This is a genomic window from Frankia torreyi (assembly GCF_000948395.1).
GTDB classification, from domain to species: domain Bacteria; phylum Actinomycetota; class Actinomycetes; order Frankiales; family Frankiaceae; genus Frankia; species Frankia torreyi.
On sequence record NZ_JYFN01000046.1, the window covers coordinates 40,238 to 56,332 of the forward strand.

The following is a 16,095-nucleotide window of genomic DNA, read 5'->3' on the forward strand; positions in this document are numbered from 1 at the left end:
GGCTTCAGGCCGGGGATGACGGGCGTGCGACGCCCAGCTCGGCAAGTAGCTGTGAGCGCAGGTCACCGAAGCGCGACCCGGTGCCCTCGCGCGGTCGAGGCAGGTCGACGCGCAGGTCCAGACCGACCTTGCCGTCGGTGAGGACGACGACGCGGTCGGCCAGCCGCAACGCCTCGTCGACGTCGTGGGTGACCAGCAGGACGGCCGGCCGGTGCCGGTGCCACAGCTCGTGCACCAGGGCCTGCGTGCGCAGGCGGGTCAGCGCGTCGAGCGCGGCGAACGGCTCGTCGAGCAGGAGCAGGTCCGGACGGTGCACCAGGGCGCGCGCCAGGGCGACCCGCTGCGCCTCGCCCCCCGACAGCGTGTGCGGCCAGGCCCTGGCATGGTCGGCGAGGTTCACCTCGGCGAGGGCCTCCTGCGCCCTGGCGAGGGTCGATTCCCGGCGGGGAAGCCCGAGCAGCACGTTGCGCCAGACCCGCTCCGACGGGATCAGCCGGGGCTCCTGGAAGACCACCGAGCGGTTGCGGGGCGCCAGGACCGTTCCCTCGTCGACGGTGTCGAGCTCGGCGAGGATCCGCAGCAGGGTCGTCTTACCACTGCCGGAGCGGCCGAGCAGCGCGACGAACTCGCCCCTGGCGATCGTGAGGGCGAAGTCGTCCAGGATCCGCCGGGCCGCGAACGCCTTGCCGACGTCGCGCATGACGACGGCCGGCTGCGCCGGTGCGGGGGTCGTGCCGGCGGGGGTCGTCATGGTCAGGACTTCACGATCGTCGGTCGCCAGGGCAGGAGCAGCCGCTCGAGGAGCCGGACGACGAGGTCGACGAGCAGACCGAGCAGCGCGTACACGACGACCCCGACGATCACGATGTCCGTCCGGATCTGGTTGGACGCGTTCATCACCAGTGCGCCCAGCCCGGAGGAGGCGTTGATCTGCTCCGCCGCCACCAGCGCGAGCAGCGAGATCCCCATGGCGTACCTGATGCCGACCAGCACCGACGGGAGCGCGTTCGGTAGGACGAGGCGGGTGATCATCCTCGTTCTGCTCAGCCCGAAGACCCGGCCGACCTCGATCAGCCGGCGGTCCACCCCGCGCACTCCGGCGAAGGTGTTGAGGTAGACGGGGAAGACGCAGGCAACCGCGATCAGCACGATCTTCGGGGTGTCGCCGATGCCGAACCAGACGACGAACAGCGGAATCAGCGCGATGAACGGGACCGTCCGCAGCATCTGCAGCGTCGAGTCCACGAGCTCCTCGCCCAGCTTCCACAGCCCGGCGACGAGGCCCGCCGCGACCCCGATGCCGGCGCCGATGACCAGCCCGGCCAGGGCCCGCCCGGTCGACACCCGCAGGGCCGTCTGCAGCTCACCGTCGGCGATGAGGTCGCGGGCGGCCTCGAACACGCTCTTCGGGCTCGCCAGCGTCGTCGGCGGGACGAGCCCGGCGGAGGTGCTCCACTGCCAGGCGATCAGGAGGGCGGCCGGCACCAGGCCGCGCAACAGCCAACGAACCCGGCGCAGTCCGGCGCGCCGTCCGGGGGCGTTGCGCCGACGACTCAGATCGGTGAGCTCGAACGGCGTGGCGAGAGCCGCCCGGTCCGCGACCGCCGGGTCACCACTCACCGCCAGGTTCTCGTTCGCCGCCGGGTCACGCCCGAGCTCGCCCGGCGCGCACCGGGAGTCCTGAACCGTCACGATGCGCGGGTCCCCACGGCCTCGGCTGAGACTCGACACGTGCCAGTGCGCTGCATGACGAACTCCTGGTTCGGGACGGGCGGGCGTAGCCCGGTGGGACCGGGTGGCAGCATATATGGGCAAAGCCGATCGGTTTAGTAGTATTTACCGCTCGAGTGATGCGGATCGCACGATCGCCCGGGCCGCACTCGCTCGCGCCACCGGCGGCGGGCCCCGGTGGACGCCTGCGTGGCAAGGGAACGTCCAGGGAACGCCGTGTCCGTAGAGTCCTTCACGACGCACTACCTCGGCATCCCTCGCCGAGCTTCCTCTGTGAACGGAGTGAGTAATGTCCCTGACGATCGGTGACACCGCACCCGACTTCGTGGCGGCGACCACGGAGGGCCCGATCAAGTTCCACGAGTGGATCGGCGACTCGTGGGCGGTGCTGTTCTCGCACCCGAAGAACTTCACCCCGATCTGCACCACCGAGCTTGGCTATGTCGCGTCGATCAAGCCCGAGTTCGACCGCCGCAACGTCAAGATCATCGGCCTCTCGGTGGACCCGATCGAGCTGCACGACGCCTGGGCCAAGGACATCGAGGAGACCCAGGGCACCGCGCCCAACTACCCGCTGATCGGCGACGCCGACTTCGCGATCTCCAAGGCGTACGGCATGCTCGGCGCCGACGTCAGCGGTGACCCGTCGGACCGCACGGCCGCGGACAACCAGACCGTGCGCAACGTCTTCGTCATCGGCCCGGACAAGAAGATCAAGCTGATCCTGGTCTACCCGATGACGACCGGGCGCAACTTCGACGAGGTCCTGCGGGTCATCGACTCCCTGCAGCTCACCGCGAAGCACAAGGTCGCCACCCCGGTGAACTGGAAGCAGGGCGACGACGTCGTCATCGCCGGCTCGGTCTCCAACGACCAGGCCAAGGAGATCTTCGGCACCTGGAACGAGCCGAAGCCCTACATCCGCATCGTCCCGCAGCCGACCGCCTGAGTCACAGCAGCGGCCTGGAGCTGACGACCCGACTGTCCGAGGAGCTCGGCGACGCCGGGCCTGGTCGAGGCCGGGCCCGAGTTCTACCCGGTGGCCGGGGCGTTCGCGACGCGCGCCGCGCTGGACCGGTTCGACGGCGGGCGGGTCGTCGTCGGGGTCACCTCGACCCCGTTCAGGTGCCCGCCCGCCACGATCCCTCCGCGCTGTACGCGGCGGACAGGTCCGAGTTCGGTTCGACCCGGATCCGCCGCTGGTTCGGCCGCGGGTGGACAGGCCACTGAGCCGGTCACCGCGGACCAGGTTCGCCGGCCGTCTCCGGGGCGGTCCTCAGACGGCGGCGGCCTGGCGGCGTGAGCGGGCGGCCCAGAACGGCTGCCCGGCCTTCTCGTACAGCGCGGCGGCCGTCTCGAACCCCGCGCGGGCCTCGACCGGGTCGCCCGCGGCCGCCGCGGCACTACCGGCCGCCGACTCGGCCATGGCCGTCCAGGCCATGCTGTCGTGGAACGACGCCGCCCGCCGGGCCGCCTCGGCGAAGGCCCGCGCTCCCGCGGCGTCGCCGGCCCGCGCCAGCGTCTCCGCGCCGACCGGGTTGAGCAACAGGCCGCAGCTGGCGCAGTCGCCGTAGCGGGCCGCGGTGCGCGACGCCGCCCGCACCGACTCGACGGCGCCGTCAAGATCGTCCCGCTCGAGCGCCGCCAGCGCCGCCGTGGCGTGCAACCGCCCCCAGGCGTGCCGGGCCAGCGGGGTGACCGCCGCGATGGCGGACGCCCGCTTGAGGTAGGGCACGACCTCGTCGAGGGCACCCGTACAGATCGCGAGTTCGGCCCGGCGCAGCCAGGGCAGCGCGACGGACCGGCTGCCCATCGGCGCGTACAGCTCGCAGCTTCGGTCCAGGCAGGCGGCCGCGGCGTCCCAGTGGCCGCGCAACAGCAGCGACTCGCCGAGCAGACACCAGGCGAACGCCTGCACCGCCACCGCGTCCGCCCGCTCGGCCAGCGCCAGCGTCTCGCGCGCGTACTGCTCGACATCGTCGGCGAGGGCGTCCTCGTAGAGCTGGTACTGCCCGATGCAGTGGTTGATCTCGAAGAACCGGCTGACCCGGCCGCCCAGGTCCACGGCCGCGAGCCGCGGCATCTGGACCTGCAGCGCCGTGCGCCAGGTGCCCTGGATGTGCGCCAGGATCGCCTGTTCCTCGAGCGCCTCGGCGACGGCGTCGGCGTCGCCGTGCGCCACGGCCACCTGGTGCGCCCGGTCGGCCAGCCGGCGGGCGGCGGCGAAGTCGCCGCGTTCCCGCATCACACCCGCCCGCACGCCGGCCAGCCGGCCCTGGTCGACGGCGTCCGGCCCGAGCCGGTCGGCCGCGTCCAGGTGCGTCTCGGCCGCGTCGAGCTGCTGCTGCATCACCAGCGCGGCCGCACCCTTGCGGTGCAGGCGGATGGCCGTCGCCGCGTCGGGTCCGGCCCGCAGCGCCCGCTCGTACGCCGTGATCGTCGCCGCGGCGTCGCCCGACTGGGCACGCAGGTCCCCGACCCGCTCCCAGACCTCGATCGCCTGCTCCGGCTCGGCCGCGAGGTTGCTGCGGATCTCCTCGTACAACCGCTGCGTCGACGGGCTCGGTTCGATCCCCAGCTCGGCGTCGAGCACGTCGCACAGCCGCTGGTACTGCCGCCGGGCCTCGCCACGGCGCCCGGCGGCGGAATACAGCCGCATCAGCCAGGCGTGGTTGTCCTCACTCAACGGATCCGCGGCGACGAGGCGCTGCACGGTCCGGGCGGCGTCGTTGAGGTCCCCGCGCGTCTCGAGCAGCTCGGCGAACTCCGCCATCAGCGCCAGCCAGTCGTCGCGCAGGGCATCGCGCGGCGCGACCGCCCAGTCCTCGTAGACGTCCTCCGGCAGCAGCCCGTCCCGGTAGAGCTCGATCGCGCCGGCGTGAGCGTCGACGGCCCGGGTGCGCCGCGCGGTCGCGGCGGCCGACCGGTACTCGTCCACATCGACCGACAGGCGGTCCGACGGCAGGCACAAAAGGTCACCGACCGACGCGATGAGGTCCGCACCCTGTTCGCCGTCGAGCGCGCGGCGGGCCGCATGCAGAGCCTTGCGCAGGTTGCGGCCGGCTGCGGCCGGGTCCAGCTCCGGCCACAGGACGTCCATCACCTGATCCCGGCGCAGGCGATGCCCGGGTGCCAGCGCGAGCAGCTTGACGAGCGCCGCCGGCCTGCGCTGCGACCAGGCCCCATCCGGGACCGCCCGATCACCCACCGTGACTCGAAAATGGCCGAACAGCTCGATCCGCAGAGTCTCCACCCGTCCCCCTCAGATCGCCCTACGGACGAACCCCGCCATCCACCCCGATGGTGCCACGCGGCTGTCGACCCAGGGCCGGAGCGGCGGTGCCCGCGACCCATCCACCGGGGCCCGCTCCGCGCCGCAGTTCACAGTTCACAGTTCATGCGATAACAGGATTATCACCGCGCATCGACAAAATACAGTCAAAGGTTCATCTTGCCTATCAGCGCCGACGGTCGAGCTTGACGGCGCGCAGCGGCCCGGAAATCGTGGTCGAGAGGACGGCGTCGACGAGGTGCTCGCTCAGCGCGGGGCCGACGCGCTGTCCACGACGTCGGTCACGTTGGTCACGTTGGTCACGTCGCCGATTCTCTCTTGCCACGACCCGTTCGCTCAGTGCCCTTCGGACCCCGGGAGCGCAGTAGTGACAGTCTCGATCGAACGCAACGTCGACCCGTTCGACACCATCGACTCGGGGTCAGATCCAGCTTTCGAGGAGAGCATTCTTCTCGAACGGATCGCCGGGAATTATTATCCCGCCGTTCTCGACTGGTTCTTCGATCTGCTGCCGCGGGAGGCGAAAACGGTCCTCGAGGTCGGCTGCGGTACCGGGCAGGTTCTCGACCGGCTTGTCGGCCACCTGGGCGCTGACCGCGTCGAGCGGGCCGTCGGCATCGACCGCAGTGCCTATCTCGCCAAGCGGGCGGCCGAACGTTTCGACCAATTCGAGATATTCGCCGCCGACGGAACGCAGGTACCGCTGCCCGACGAGCAGTTCGATCTCGCGACGACCGCGACCGTGCTGGTGCATGCCGCCGACCCCGCCGGCATCCTCCGGGAGATGCACCGGCTCACCCGTCGCGGCGGGACGGCGGCGGTGCTCGACCAGGATTTCGGCAGCGCCGTGATCCACCCGGGCGACCGGGACCTCAGCCGCCGGATCCTCGACGCGGCGACCGACTTCTGGCAGGACGGCTGGATCGGCCGAAAGCTGCCCTCGCTGCTGCGGGACGCCGGTTTCACCGTCACCGGCTTCCACTCGACGGTCCGTATTGATCGGACCTTCGACCGGGCATTTTTCACCCGGATCCGGGACTGGGTCGTCACCGCCGGTTTCGCCGCTGCGGAGGCCGACCGGTGGCTCGCCGAACTGGCCGCGGGGGCCGAGCGCGACGAGTTCGTCTTCACCCGCAACTTCTATGCCTGCACCGCGCGCCGGGATGACTGAGGGCTCGCTCCTCGTCTACAGCCCCCTCAACGAGCCGCGCCGGCCGGCGCTTACCCGTCTCGCCGAACTCCACCCGCGCGTCGTCCTGCTCGCCGAGGACGACACCGATGTCCCATCCTGGGCCGACGAACTCCTGGCCGACGTGGTGCGGATCGACCGGCTCGACGCGCCGGCCGCGATCCGCACCACGCGGGACCTGCTCGCCCGCCGCGGGGGTGCCGCGGACGGCATCGTCTCGCTGTCGGAGACGGGTCTGGCGTTCTGCTCGGCCGTGGCCGCGGAGCTGGGCCTGCCGTTCACGCCGTTGGACGTGTTGGAGAGGGCCCGGGACAAGTCCCGGATGCGGGCGGCCTTCGCCGAGCACGGTCTGCCGACGGTACGGTTCGGGACCGCCGAGCGGCTCGACGAGGCGCTGGCGATCGCCGCGGACATCGGCTATCCGGTGGTGCTCAAGCCGCTGCTCGCCGGCGGCAGCCTGTTCGTCTGGACGGTGCACGACCCGGCCGAGCTGGCCGCCGCGTTCGACGACGTGCTCCGCGGCGGCGCCCGGGTCGTCGCCGGCGACCCGCTGGTGCACGCCACCTTCCGCGGCGGCGCGGCGCCTCGCCTGCTCGTCGAGCAGCTCATCCGCGGGCGGCGGCGGTTCGCCAGCTCCCTCGACCTGCCGGTCGGCGAGGTGAGCGTCGAGGGCAGCGTCGTCGGTGGTGAGGTGCGGGTGCTGGCCCGCCACGACAAGCCGCTGCCGGCGGACGGCCCCTTCTTCGAGGAGGTGCTGTGGTCGTCGCCCTCCCGGCTTCCGGCGGACCTGCTGGCCCGGGTGGACGACGTGGCGGCGGGCGCCGTGCGCGCGCTCGGCCTGCGGGACTGCGTGTTCCACGCCGAGATGCGCACGACGGACACCGGACCGGTGCTGCTCGAGGTCGCGGCGCGGATGGGCGGCGGCCCGATCTTCCGGTCGGCCCGGCTCGCCCACGGCGTCGACCTCGTCGAGACGATGGTCCGGATCGCCACCGGCGCGCCGGCGCCAAGCGGGCGCCCGGCGCCGGACCCGGACCCGGGTCCGCGGGACCCGGACCGGCCGCGCCATGCGGTGATGACGTTCGGCTTGTTCGCCGACGAAGGGATGTTGCGGGCGATCGAGGGGCTCGACGAGGTGCGGTCGCACCCGGACGTCGTGGAGGTCTGCGTCTACGAGCACCCGGGCACCTACATCCGCCGCGCGCCGCGCTCGGACCACTGCACGGTCCACGTCATGGTCGCGGCGGCCGACTTCGCCACCGCCGAGGACCTCGGCCGCTGGGCGCAGAAACGCATCCGGTTCGTCACGGGCGCTCAGTAGCCGGACAGCACGCCGGCGGGCAGGAGGTCGTGGAGGAGTTCGGCGGTTTCGCCGCGCGGCAGCGCATCGAGCGAGTCGACGTCGAGGAACTGCCTGAGCACGAACGAGTAGTCGACGCTGTGAAAGGTGTGCTTCTCCTGCGGGGTCATGTTCCGCGCGGTATCGGTGAGGACCTTCCGCACCCGTGCCGGCGTCAGGTAGAAGCGGCTGTACGCCTCCCGGCGCAACTCCTCCAGGCGGTCCCAGGGGACCTCCGCCGTCGGCGAACTCTCGGGCGCGCTGAAATAGCCCTGGCCGGCACCACCGCGGGGCGGCTCATAGCCCTGGTCGATCGCCATGTCCCAGACCTCGGTGCCCTCGTGCGGGGACAGCACGAAGAAGTTCGCCTTGCTCAGCCCTGTGGTCGACGCGTTGAACTCGATCGTCCGCTCGATGTCCGCCTCGGTCTCGGACGGGAAGCCGAAGATGTTGAACGAGCCGAGAATCACGCCCGCGTTGCCCATGTACTCGATCATCCGGCGGGTGCGGTCGAGGTTCAGCCGCTTCTTGATCACCTGTTGCACCCGCTGGTCACCTGATTCCACCGCGACCATCGCGTAGAACGTGCCGCCCTCGAGCAGCAGGTCGACGATGTCCTCGGTCAACAGGTCCGCGCGCAGGCCGTTGGGGAAGGCGAACCGCAGCCCGGGCCGCCTGGCGAACTCGGCGAAGATCTCCCGCACCCGACCGCGGTGGATGTTGAAGATGTCGTCGTAGACGAGAAACGTGTCGACGCCGGCGGCCTCATGCCAGTAGTCGACCTCCGCCACCACCGCCGCCGCCGACCGGTACCGCACGGACTTCCCCATGATGTCGTGGCAGTACACGCACTGGTACGGGCAGCCCCGCGTGGTGACGATCGGCATGTACCGCACCTTGAGGTTGAGCAGCGAGGTGTAACCGGCGAAGGGGGTCGGGTCCAGCTGCGCGAGCGTCGGGGTCGCGAGCGCGTCGAGGTCCGGCACCACACCGCGCGGATTCGCCCGGACGGTCCCGTCCGGCTCGCGGTAGACGAGGCCACCGATGTCCGTGCGCGGCGCGCCACCGTCCCTACCGCGGATCAGGTCCCCGCCGCGGATCAGGTCGAGCAGGTCACCGAACCCGGCTTCGCCCTCCCCCACCAGGGCGTAGTCGATGTTGCCGTCGTCGAGCACGCCCCGGCCGATCGCCGTCGCGTGCGGGCCGCCGACAACCACGACACTGCCGAGCTCCGCCTTGGCCCAGCCGGCCACGAAGGCCAGCTCCGGCGCATAGTAGGTCAACGCGCTGAGCGCCACGACGTCGGGCGCGAACCGGCCGAGCGCCGAACGCCAGTCCTCGCCCCGGCTGAGCAGATGCAGCAGGTTCACCTGGAGCGTGCGGTCTTCCGGCCGCCACGCGACGTTGGCCTCCAGGTAGAGGGTGCCCAGCTCGATGCTGCACTTGTTCTCGTAGAACGTCAGCTCCCGGCCAAGGATCGCGTCCTGCTTGGCGTTGACGTTCACGAAGGCGACTCTCATGTCGGTCTCCCTGGCGCGGGTGGCACGGGCGGCACGGGCGTGGCGGCCCACGGTCCGGCCGTCGCGTCCACCGTGTCGTTGCGGCCGGTGCGATCCACGCCGCGGACCCGGTAGAGCACCCGCCCGGAGATGTCCGGGACGCCGAGCTCGCGGTGCTGGCGGCGGGCCAGGTCGCGGTCGTAGTACGAGGTCGTAGGCATGTACCGGAAGGTGATCCCGGCGCGGCGCGCTCCGGACACGTTGGCGGACGATCCGTGCACGAGATGGACGTCGTGCAGCGAGAAGTGACCCGGTTCCAGCTCGGCGACGCGCACGGCGGCACGCTGCGGCTCGTCGAGCTCCAGCCGCTGGTTCAGGGTGGCGTCCCGCCCGTCGGAGCGCTGGTGCCCGAGCAGCGCCCGCGCCCGGTGCGAACCGGCGACGTAGCGCAGTCCGCCGTTGTGCGGGCCGGACCGGTCCAGCGCCAGCCACACCGTGCACGTGGCCAGCGGCCGGATGGGCCAGTAGTGACCGTCCTGGTGCCACGGCGTCGGCTTGCCGATCCGCGCCGGCTTGCCGAACATCCCGCAGGCCCAGAGCAGGACGTCGTCGCCGAGCACGGCCGACACCGCGTCCAGCAGCACCGGATGGCTGCCGTAACGCAGGCCGAACCCGCTCGCCATCAGATCAGGCACGAAGTCGGGGACGTCGCTCGGGTCATCGCACAGATAGTCGCCGAGGTCCGACCGCACCTGGTCGAGGACGTCGGCCGGCATCGGCTCGGGGGCGATGACGAGCCCCTCGGCACGGTAGCGCTCGACGTCGAGCCCGGCCGTGGCGATCCGGTCGCTCATGGGCGCGCCGCCTCGAGCGGGGCGGGCGGGGCAGGCGGGGCGGACGGGGCGGGCGCCGGCAGGCGCAGCCCGAACAGCCGGGACACCGTGTCGTGCGTGAGCATCGTCGTGGTGTCGGGCCCGACCGCCGCGCGCAGCTCGGCGACCTTGCCCACCGAGTGCGGCCAGGTGGAGTCCGCGTGCGGGTAGTCCGAGGCCCACATCAGCCGCTCCGCCGACCAGTTCGGCAGGATCCGGGGGACCTCGTCGGTCTCATGCTGGAACGTGACCCAGACGCCGTCGGTCACCTGGTCGAGGGCCGGCCGGGACAGGTCGACGCCGAAGGAGCGTCCGAACCGGTGGTCGGCGTGCTCCAGCCGCTGCAGGAAATGCGGGATCCACAGCAGGTCGAACTCGCAGAGGATCAGTCGCAGCCCCGGATACCGCTCCCAGACACCGCCGAAGACGAGCGCGGTGAGCGCGCGCTGGGCCTGGGCCGGGATCATGACGTAATCGAGCAGCGCGCCGTGGACGTCGATCGTGATGTCCCGCCGGACGGCGCCCCGGTGAATCACCACCGGGAGGTCGAGGCCGACGGCGGTCTCCCACACCGGGTCGAAGGAGGCGTCTGCGTAGGACCGATCCGGGTCCGCGCGTAACACGACGCCGCGCAGGCCCAGACCCGCCGCCCGGGTGACCTCCTCCGCCGCGAGCCCGGGGTCGGCGTCGTCCACCAGGGCGGTGCCGACGAGTCGGTTCGGGTCGACGGCGCAGTACTCGGCGACGAAGTCGTTGTAGGCGTGCAGGCAGGCGCGGCGGAACTCGGCGTCCTGGCAGCCGAAGAGCAGGTCCGCGAAGGTCGGGAACAGGACCTCTGCGGCGACGCCGTCGACGTCCTGCTCGGCGAGCCGCGCCCGCGGATCCCACACCGACGGTGGTGCGGCGGCGAAGCCCAGGGCCGCCCGGCGGGGGAGCTCCTCGGACGGCACGCCGGCGGCGCTGGCCGCGTACACGCTGCGCGGTTGGATGTCCTCGCAGACGAAGTACTCTCCCGGCCGCCCGTCGAGGTTCACCACCCGGGGCGCCCGCTCCTGGTACCGCCGCGGTAGCCGGGATGTCCACAGCTCGGGCGGCTCGCAGAGGTGCGAGTCGGCGGAGATCAGCGGCCGGCTCACGGCGCCACCTCGCCGGCCGTGCTCGTCTCGACCAGATCGGGCCTCCGCAGCCGTGCGATCTCCTCCGTGGTCAGCGAGCGGTCGAGGACGTCCTGCGCGAGCGTGCCGTCGTCGAGCACCCGTTGCACCCGCCAACAGGACGGATCGGACGCGGTCCAGCGTTCGTACTCGCCGCGCCCCGAGTTCGCCATCGCCTGATAGGCGGTGCCCCGGCAGCCGCCGTAACACTGCCGGGTGGCGAGCAGGTCGCAGTCCCGGCAGTCCCCCTGGATATGGTCGTCGAGGTTGCGGATGACGGCGAGCGCGGGACTGCCGAGCACCTCGGCCAGCGGCTGCCGGTTGAGGTCCCCGATCGTCGTCTCGATCCCCGGGCACGGCCTGACCGCACCGTCCGCATGCAGGTCGAGGCGGTACAGGTTCTCGTAGCAGGCGCCTGCCAGGCAGGGCGGCTTGGCCTGGTACGGCTCGTAGCCCATCGCCTCGTCCTGGCGGCGGACGGTCTCGAACAGCTCGGAGATCTCGGCCCGGCGGATCACCAGGTGGGGGTTGGTCCGGGCGAAGCCCTGCAGCTTGCTGAGCTCGATGTGCGAGTAGATGTTCCGCTCGCGCAACTGGGCCACCAGCTCCGGGAGGAACTCCAGGTTGTCGCGGGCGATGACCGACTCGACGCCGAGCCTGGTCCGGCCGGGCTCGTCCGTCGTCGTCAGGCCGGCGGCCACGAGACACTCGATCAGCGCGACCTGCTCGGCGTAGACGGTCTCGGCGTCCCGCGGCAGACCGGACAGGTACTTCTGCACCTCGGCGAGTCGCGCGCGGCGGGGATCGTCGGGCGCCACCACCGGCACGTTCAGCTTCGTCAGCAGGTTGACGCCGCTGGCGACGATCCAGTCGATCGACTCCGGCGTCAGCAGCCCCCCGTTGGTGACGAGCGTGACCGCGATGCCCCGCCGTTGCAGAAAGGAGATCGTGTCCTGCCAGGACGGCGCGGCAAGCGGTTCGAACGTGCCGTTCACCGTCACCGCCTGCAGGCCGAGCGCGATCGCCTGCTCGAGCCAGCCCTCCATCCGCCCTTCCCAGGTCGGGTCGCGGTGCAGGGGCACTGACCCCGACTCGCTCGCCGTCATGACCGTGGGTTGACGGGGGCGTCCGTGCAGTTCCGGATCACCCGCATAACAATAGGGGCATTTCCAGTTGCAGGTCGGCGGGGTGTTCATCTTCAGGCCCACTCGTAGGACCTTTCCGTCCGCGAAGGCGGAGTACCGGCCGTCGAGCGTGGTGAATGGGCCGGCAAAGAGAGGAAGCGGGCGGAGTTCAGCCATGAGCCCTCCAAGCATAGGCTGTGCAAAAGCAGCCGCCCAACGAGGGTAAATCACGGAGTCGCCCCGGACAAGGGCTTCTGACCTGAACGTGTAGTCTTCGCATCTGGCCGGATGTTCCGCCGGATCATCGCCGCCTCGGACGGCAACCCGGCGCATCTACGACGCCCGGCAAAGGTTTACGCAGCGCAGCGACACAGCCATGCCGGCAACTAAAGGAAAGCGTTGACCTGCGCCGCGACAAAGATTAGAGGTCGCCATCCGTAGCACTTCGTGACCGCGGACCAATGCGAACACATTCGCTGCCGAGGCGCCCGGCGCGTCGGCGGGTGGGCGACGGCAGGCGGATGCCATGGTCAGCGGCCGCCCGTCGCCCGACCCCGGCGCGGACTGGTATCGGCGCCTGGACGGGTACGGCCCGCCGAGCCCCCGCGCCGATCCAGGGGCCGTGCCGATCCAGGGGCCGTGCCGAGCCAGGGGCCGTGCGACCTCGTCGGCGTTTCACGGCGGTGGGCCGCCAGCCTCGGAGGCCTGCCTGCACCAGGTCCCGGTGCGCCCCGCGCGGCGAAGGCGCCCCGGCGAGCCGCATTCCCGGGCCGGCGTCACGGCCGGGTGGACGATGCGTGCGGGATTGCGACGGCTTAGATCTTCAGTCCACGGCTGATTCCGCGATCAATATCCGGGTTCTCCCGAGAGGATTTCCGGCGACTCCGCCCCGAAGCGGGAATATCAGTTTTCGGAATCACGCTCTGCCACCCGGGAGCGCGCTACCGGGTTCGGACCGCAGGGCGGGCAATTCGGTGAAGAGCGCCCCGGATGAGGCCCCCCGAAGGAACGTCCGGCGCCCGGGCGGGTGCGTCGGCGCGTCTGGCGCGGGCGACTACGATCAATCGGAGGAAGGCAGAGCATTGAGGATCTTGAGAGGCGGCCATGTCGGCACGTATGCCCGCGGTGCCCGAGGAGCGAGTGTCCGCTCCAGCCGGTAGCAGCTTTGCGGAGGCGGTGAAGGCCGCCGGCCTGACGATGTCAGGCCCGAACGCGATCGTGGTCGTCCGCGACGCTGGCGGCACGCTGCGCGACCTCACCGCGGTGCCGGAGGTGGACACCGAGGTGACGGCGGTGCCGATGTCGAGCCCGGACGGTCTCGCGGTGCTGCGGCACTCGACGGCGCACGTGATGGCCCAGGCGGTGCAGGACCTCTTCGACGAGGCCCGGCTCGGCATCGGGCCGCCGATCGAGAACGGCTTCTACTACGACTTCGACGTGCCCAAGCCGTTCCAGGCCGAGGACCTCGAACGCATCCAGGCCCGGATGAAGGAGATCGTCAAGCAGGGCCAGCGGTTCCGCCGCCGCGTGCTGACCTCGCGGGAGGCGGCGCGCGACGAGCTGTCCGCCGAGCCCTTCAAGCTGGAGCTCGTCGACATCAAGGGGGAGGCGTCGGGCGCGGCGGCCACCGAGGTCGGCAGCGGCGAGCTGACGATGTACGACAACGTCGACCCGCGCAGCGGGGAGGTCGTCTGGACCGATCTGTGCCGCGGCCCGCACCTGCCGTCCACCCATCTGATCTCCGCGTTCGCACTGCTGCGCAACTCGGCCGCCTACTGGCGCGGTGACGAGAAGAACCCCCAGCTCCAGCGGATCTACGGGACCGCGTGGCCGACCCGGCCGGCGCTCAAGGAGTACCTGGCCGCGCTGGCGGAGGCCGCCAAGCGGGACCACCGCAGGATCGGCGAGGATCTCGACCTGTTCGCGTTCAGCCCGGAGATCGGCAAGGGGCTGCCCCTGTGGCTGCCCAACGGGACGATCATCCGCGACGAGCTGGAGAGCTGGGCCCGCCAGACCGAGCGGCGCCTCGGCTACCGCCGGGTCGTCACGCCGCACATCACCCAGGAGGACCTCTACTTCCTGTCCGGGCATCTGCCGTACTACAGCGAGGACCTCTACGCCCCGATCCAGATCGAGGGCGAGAACTACTACCTCAAGCCGATGAACTGCCCGCACCACCACATGGTGTACAAGGCCCGACCGAAGAGCTACCGCGAGCTCCCCTACAAGATCGCCGAGTACGGGACGGTGTACCGGTTCGAGCGCAGCGGCCAGTTGCACGGCCTGATGCGGGCCCGCGGCTTCACCCAGAACGACGCCCACATCTACTGCACCCGCGACCAGGCCAAGGAGCAGTTCCTCGAGGTCATGCGGATGCATGACGAGTACTACCGGGCGCTCGGGATCACCGACTTCTACATGGTCCTCGCGCTGCGGGACCCGGCGAACACGACGAAGTACCACGACGACGCGCAGATGTGGGAGGACGCCGAGCGGATCACCCGTGAGGCGATGGACGAGTCCGGCATCCCGTACGTCGAGGAACTCGGCGGCGCGGCGCACTACGGCCCGAAGGTCGACTTCATCATCCGCTCGGTGACCGGCAAGGAGTTCGCCGCCTCGACGAACCAGGTCGACCTCTACACGCCGCAGCGCTTCGACCTGAAGTACCACGACGCCGACGGGACCGACAAGCAGGTCGTCGTCATCCACCGGGCGCCGCTGGGCTCGCACGAGCGATTCGTCGCGTTCCTCACCGAACACTTCGGCGGCGCCTTCCCGGTCTGGCTGGCCCCGGAGCAGGTCCGAGTGATCCCGATCATGCCGGAGCTCGACGAGTATGCCGAGACGGTGAGTCAGGCGCTGCTCGACGCGGACGTGCGCGTCGACGTCGATGCCAGCGACGGCCGGCTCCCGGCCCGGGTGCGCACCGCGGTCACCCGCAAGATCCCGCTGATCGTCGTCGTCGGTCGGCGCGAGGTCGAGGAGGGCAGCGTCTCGGTGCGGGACCGGTCCGGCCAGGAGACGTCCATGCCGCTGGCCGACTTCGTCCGCCGGGTCCGCGACCTGATCGACACCAGAAGCCTCGACGGCGCCGGCCATCTCCGCGCAGGATCAGACGCGACACCCACCGAGGTCGACGCGACCGACTGACCCAGTCGACGCGACCGATCACCGCCACCTGGCTCCGGCTGGTTCCCGGTCCCCCCGCGAACATTCGCCTTCTGGCTGGGGGCCCGGGTCGGTGCCGGTTCCGCGGAACATCAAGATCGTCTTTTGGGTTGCCCGGGTGGCTTCCACGCGCGGTTTCCGGGTCTGCTGCCGGCCGGTTCAGGTTCCGCCGCATTCCATGAGTGGAGGAGGTGATCTGCCGGTGGGCGGGGCGGATCGCGGCGGCGACGTGTGCCTGGCTGCTGGCGGTGGCGGCGTTCGATCGGCGGGAGGGCTGGTCGGGGATGGGGATGGNCTCGTGCGCGCACTGGCTGTCGTGGCGGTGCGGGATCGGCCTGCGGACCGCGCGGGAGCATGTGGCGACCGGGCATGCGTTGGAGCGTCTGCCCGCGATCCGCGCCGCGTTCGCCGCGGGCACCCTGTCGTATGCGAAGGTCCGGGCGGTGACGCGNATCGCGGAGGAGGAATCCGAGCGGGTGTGGTTGACCCATGCCCGGTACTGCACCGCCGGGCAGATCGAGCGGCTGGTCCGGTGTGCCCGGCAGGCCCGCGGGCAGGAGCGGACCCGCCGGTCGGCGCCGCGGCTGGCGTGGCAGTACGACGACGACGGCATGCTCCGGGTGAGCGCGGTTCTTTCTCCGGACGACGGTGCTCGGCTGCTCGCGGCGTTGGACGCGGCCCGGGCGAGCCTGGACACCACCAGCCCCCTCGACACCGCCGGTGC

Annotated in this window: 12 protein-coding genes and 2 pseudogenes; 7 read left to right on the top strand and 7 right to left on the bottom strand. The window is 71.2% G+C overall.

Annotated elements, in window-relative coordinates:
* Positions 1–4 precede the first annotated feature (4 nt).
* Together FF36_RS22915 and FF36_RS22920 are read right to left on the bottom strand one after the other, a co-directional pair.
* The gene (locus FF36_RS22915) at positions 5–751 is read right to left on the bottom strand and encodes an ABC transporter ATP-binding protein (RefSeq protein ID WP_044887212.1); all 747 of its coding nucleotides are present in this window, start codon (positions 749–751) and stop codon (positions 5–7) included.
* A gap of 2 nt (positions 752–753) precedes the next feature.
* A complete protein-coding gene (locus tag FF36_RS22920; protein WP_044887213.1) occupies positions 754–1,692 on the bottom strand; it encodes an ABC transporter permease in 939 nt (312 codons plus the stop codon).
* Between the two features lie 328 nt (positions 1,693–2,020).
* Between FF36_RS22920 and FF36_RS22925 the strand changes: the two genes are divergently transcribed.
* Positions 2,021–2,680 (top strand): peroxiredoxin, encoded by a 660-nt coding sequence (locus tag FF36_RS22925; RefSeq protein ID WP_044887214.1) that lies wholly within the window; start codon positions 2,021–2,023, stop codon positions 2,678–2,680.
* A gap of 327 nt (positions 2,681–3,007) precedes the next feature.
* Here the strand turns inward: FF36_RS22925 and FF36_RS22930 are convergent, their stop codons facing one another.
* Positions 3,008–4,984 carry an AfsR/SARP family transcriptional regulator gene (locus FF36_RS22930; protein WP_044887215.1) on the bottom strand — a complete coding sequence of 659 codons (1,977 nt, stop codon included), beginning with the start codon at positions 4,982–4,984 and terminating at the stop codon, positions 3,008–3,010.
* A gap of 406 nt (positions 4,985–5,390) precedes the next feature.
* Between FF36_RS22930 and FF36_RS22935 the strand changes: the two genes are divergently transcribed.
* Together FF36_RS22935 and FF36_RS22940 are read left to right on the top strand one after the other, a co-directional pair.
* On the top strand, positions 5,391–6,194 hold the full coding sequence (locus FF36_RS22935) for a methyltransferase domain-containing protein (RefSeq protein WP_044887216.1): 804 nt from the start codon (positions 5,391–5,393) through the stop codon (positions 6,192–6,194).
* Positions 6,187–7,533: an ATP-grasp domain-containing protein gene (locus FF36_RS22940; RefSeq protein WP_044887217.1), complete on the top strand. Its 1,347-nt coding sequence runs from the start codon at positions 6,187–6,189 to the stop codon at positions 7,531–7,533. The genes FF36_RS22935 and FF36_RS22940 overlap by 8 nt, the downstream gene beginning before the upstream one ends.
* Here FF36_RS22940 and FF36_RS22945 read toward each other — a convergent pair.
* The 4 genes from FF36_RS22945 to FF36_RS22960 are packed head-to-tail and all read right to left on the bottom strand — an operon-like array spanning position 7,527 to position 12,377.
* Positions 7,527–9,071 (bottom strand): B12-binding domain-containing radical SAM protein, encoded by a 1,545-nt coding sequence (locus tag FF36_RS22945; protein WP_044887229.1) that lies wholly within the window; start codon positions 9,069–9,071, stop codon positions 7,527–7,529. The genes FF36_RS22940 and FF36_RS22945 overlap by 7 nt on opposite strands.
* Positions 9,068–9,904, bottom strand: a complete 837-nt coding sequence (locus tag FF36_RS22950) for a phytanoyl-CoA dioxygenase family protein (protein ID WP_044887218.1) — start codon at positions 9,902–9,904, stop codon at positions 9,068–9,070. The genes FF36_RS22945 and FF36_RS22950 overlap by 4 nt, the downstream gene beginning before the upstream one ends.
* Complete coding sequence (locus tag FF36_RS22955; protein WP_044887219.1) at positions 9,901–11,058, bottom strand: amidohydrolase family protein; 1,158 nt, start codon at positions 11,056–11,058, stop codon at positions 9,901–9,903. Before FF36_RS22955 ends, FF36_RS22950 begins: the two co-directional genes overlap by 4 nt.
* On the bottom strand, positions 11,055–12,377 hold the full coding sequence (locus tag FF36_RS22960) for a radical SAM/SPASM domain-containing protein (RefSeq protein WP_044887220.1): 1,323 nt from the start codon (positions 12,375–12,377) through the stop codon (positions 11,055–11,057). Before FF36_RS22960 ends, FF36_RS22955 begins: the two co-directional genes overlap by 4 nt.
* A gap of 963 nt (positions 12,378–13,340) precedes the next feature.
* Between FF36_RS22960 and thrS the strand changes: the two genes are divergently transcribed.
* The 4 genes and pseudogenes from thrS to FF36_RS38775 form a co-directional block, all read left to right on the top strand.
* Entirely contained in the window at positions 13,341–15,353 is a 2,013-nt protein-coding gene (thrS, locus tag FF36_RS22965; protein WP_242422767.1) for a threonine--tRNA ligase, read from the top strand.
* 200 nt (positions 15,354–15,553) lie between these two features.
* On the top strand, positions 15,554–15,665 hold a 112-nt coding region (locus tag FF36_RS41105), incomplete at its 3' end, for a hypothetical protein (RefSeq protein ID WP_422615111.1).
* A gap of 1 nt (position 15,666) precedes the next feature.
* Positions 15,667–15,822 (top strand): annotated as a pseudogene (locus FF36_RS38770) (HNH endonuclease); the annotation flags it as partial.
* Between the two features lies 1 nt (position 15,823).
* Positions 15,824–16,095, top strand: a pseudogene (locus FF36_RS38775) (HNH endonuclease); the annotation flags it as partial.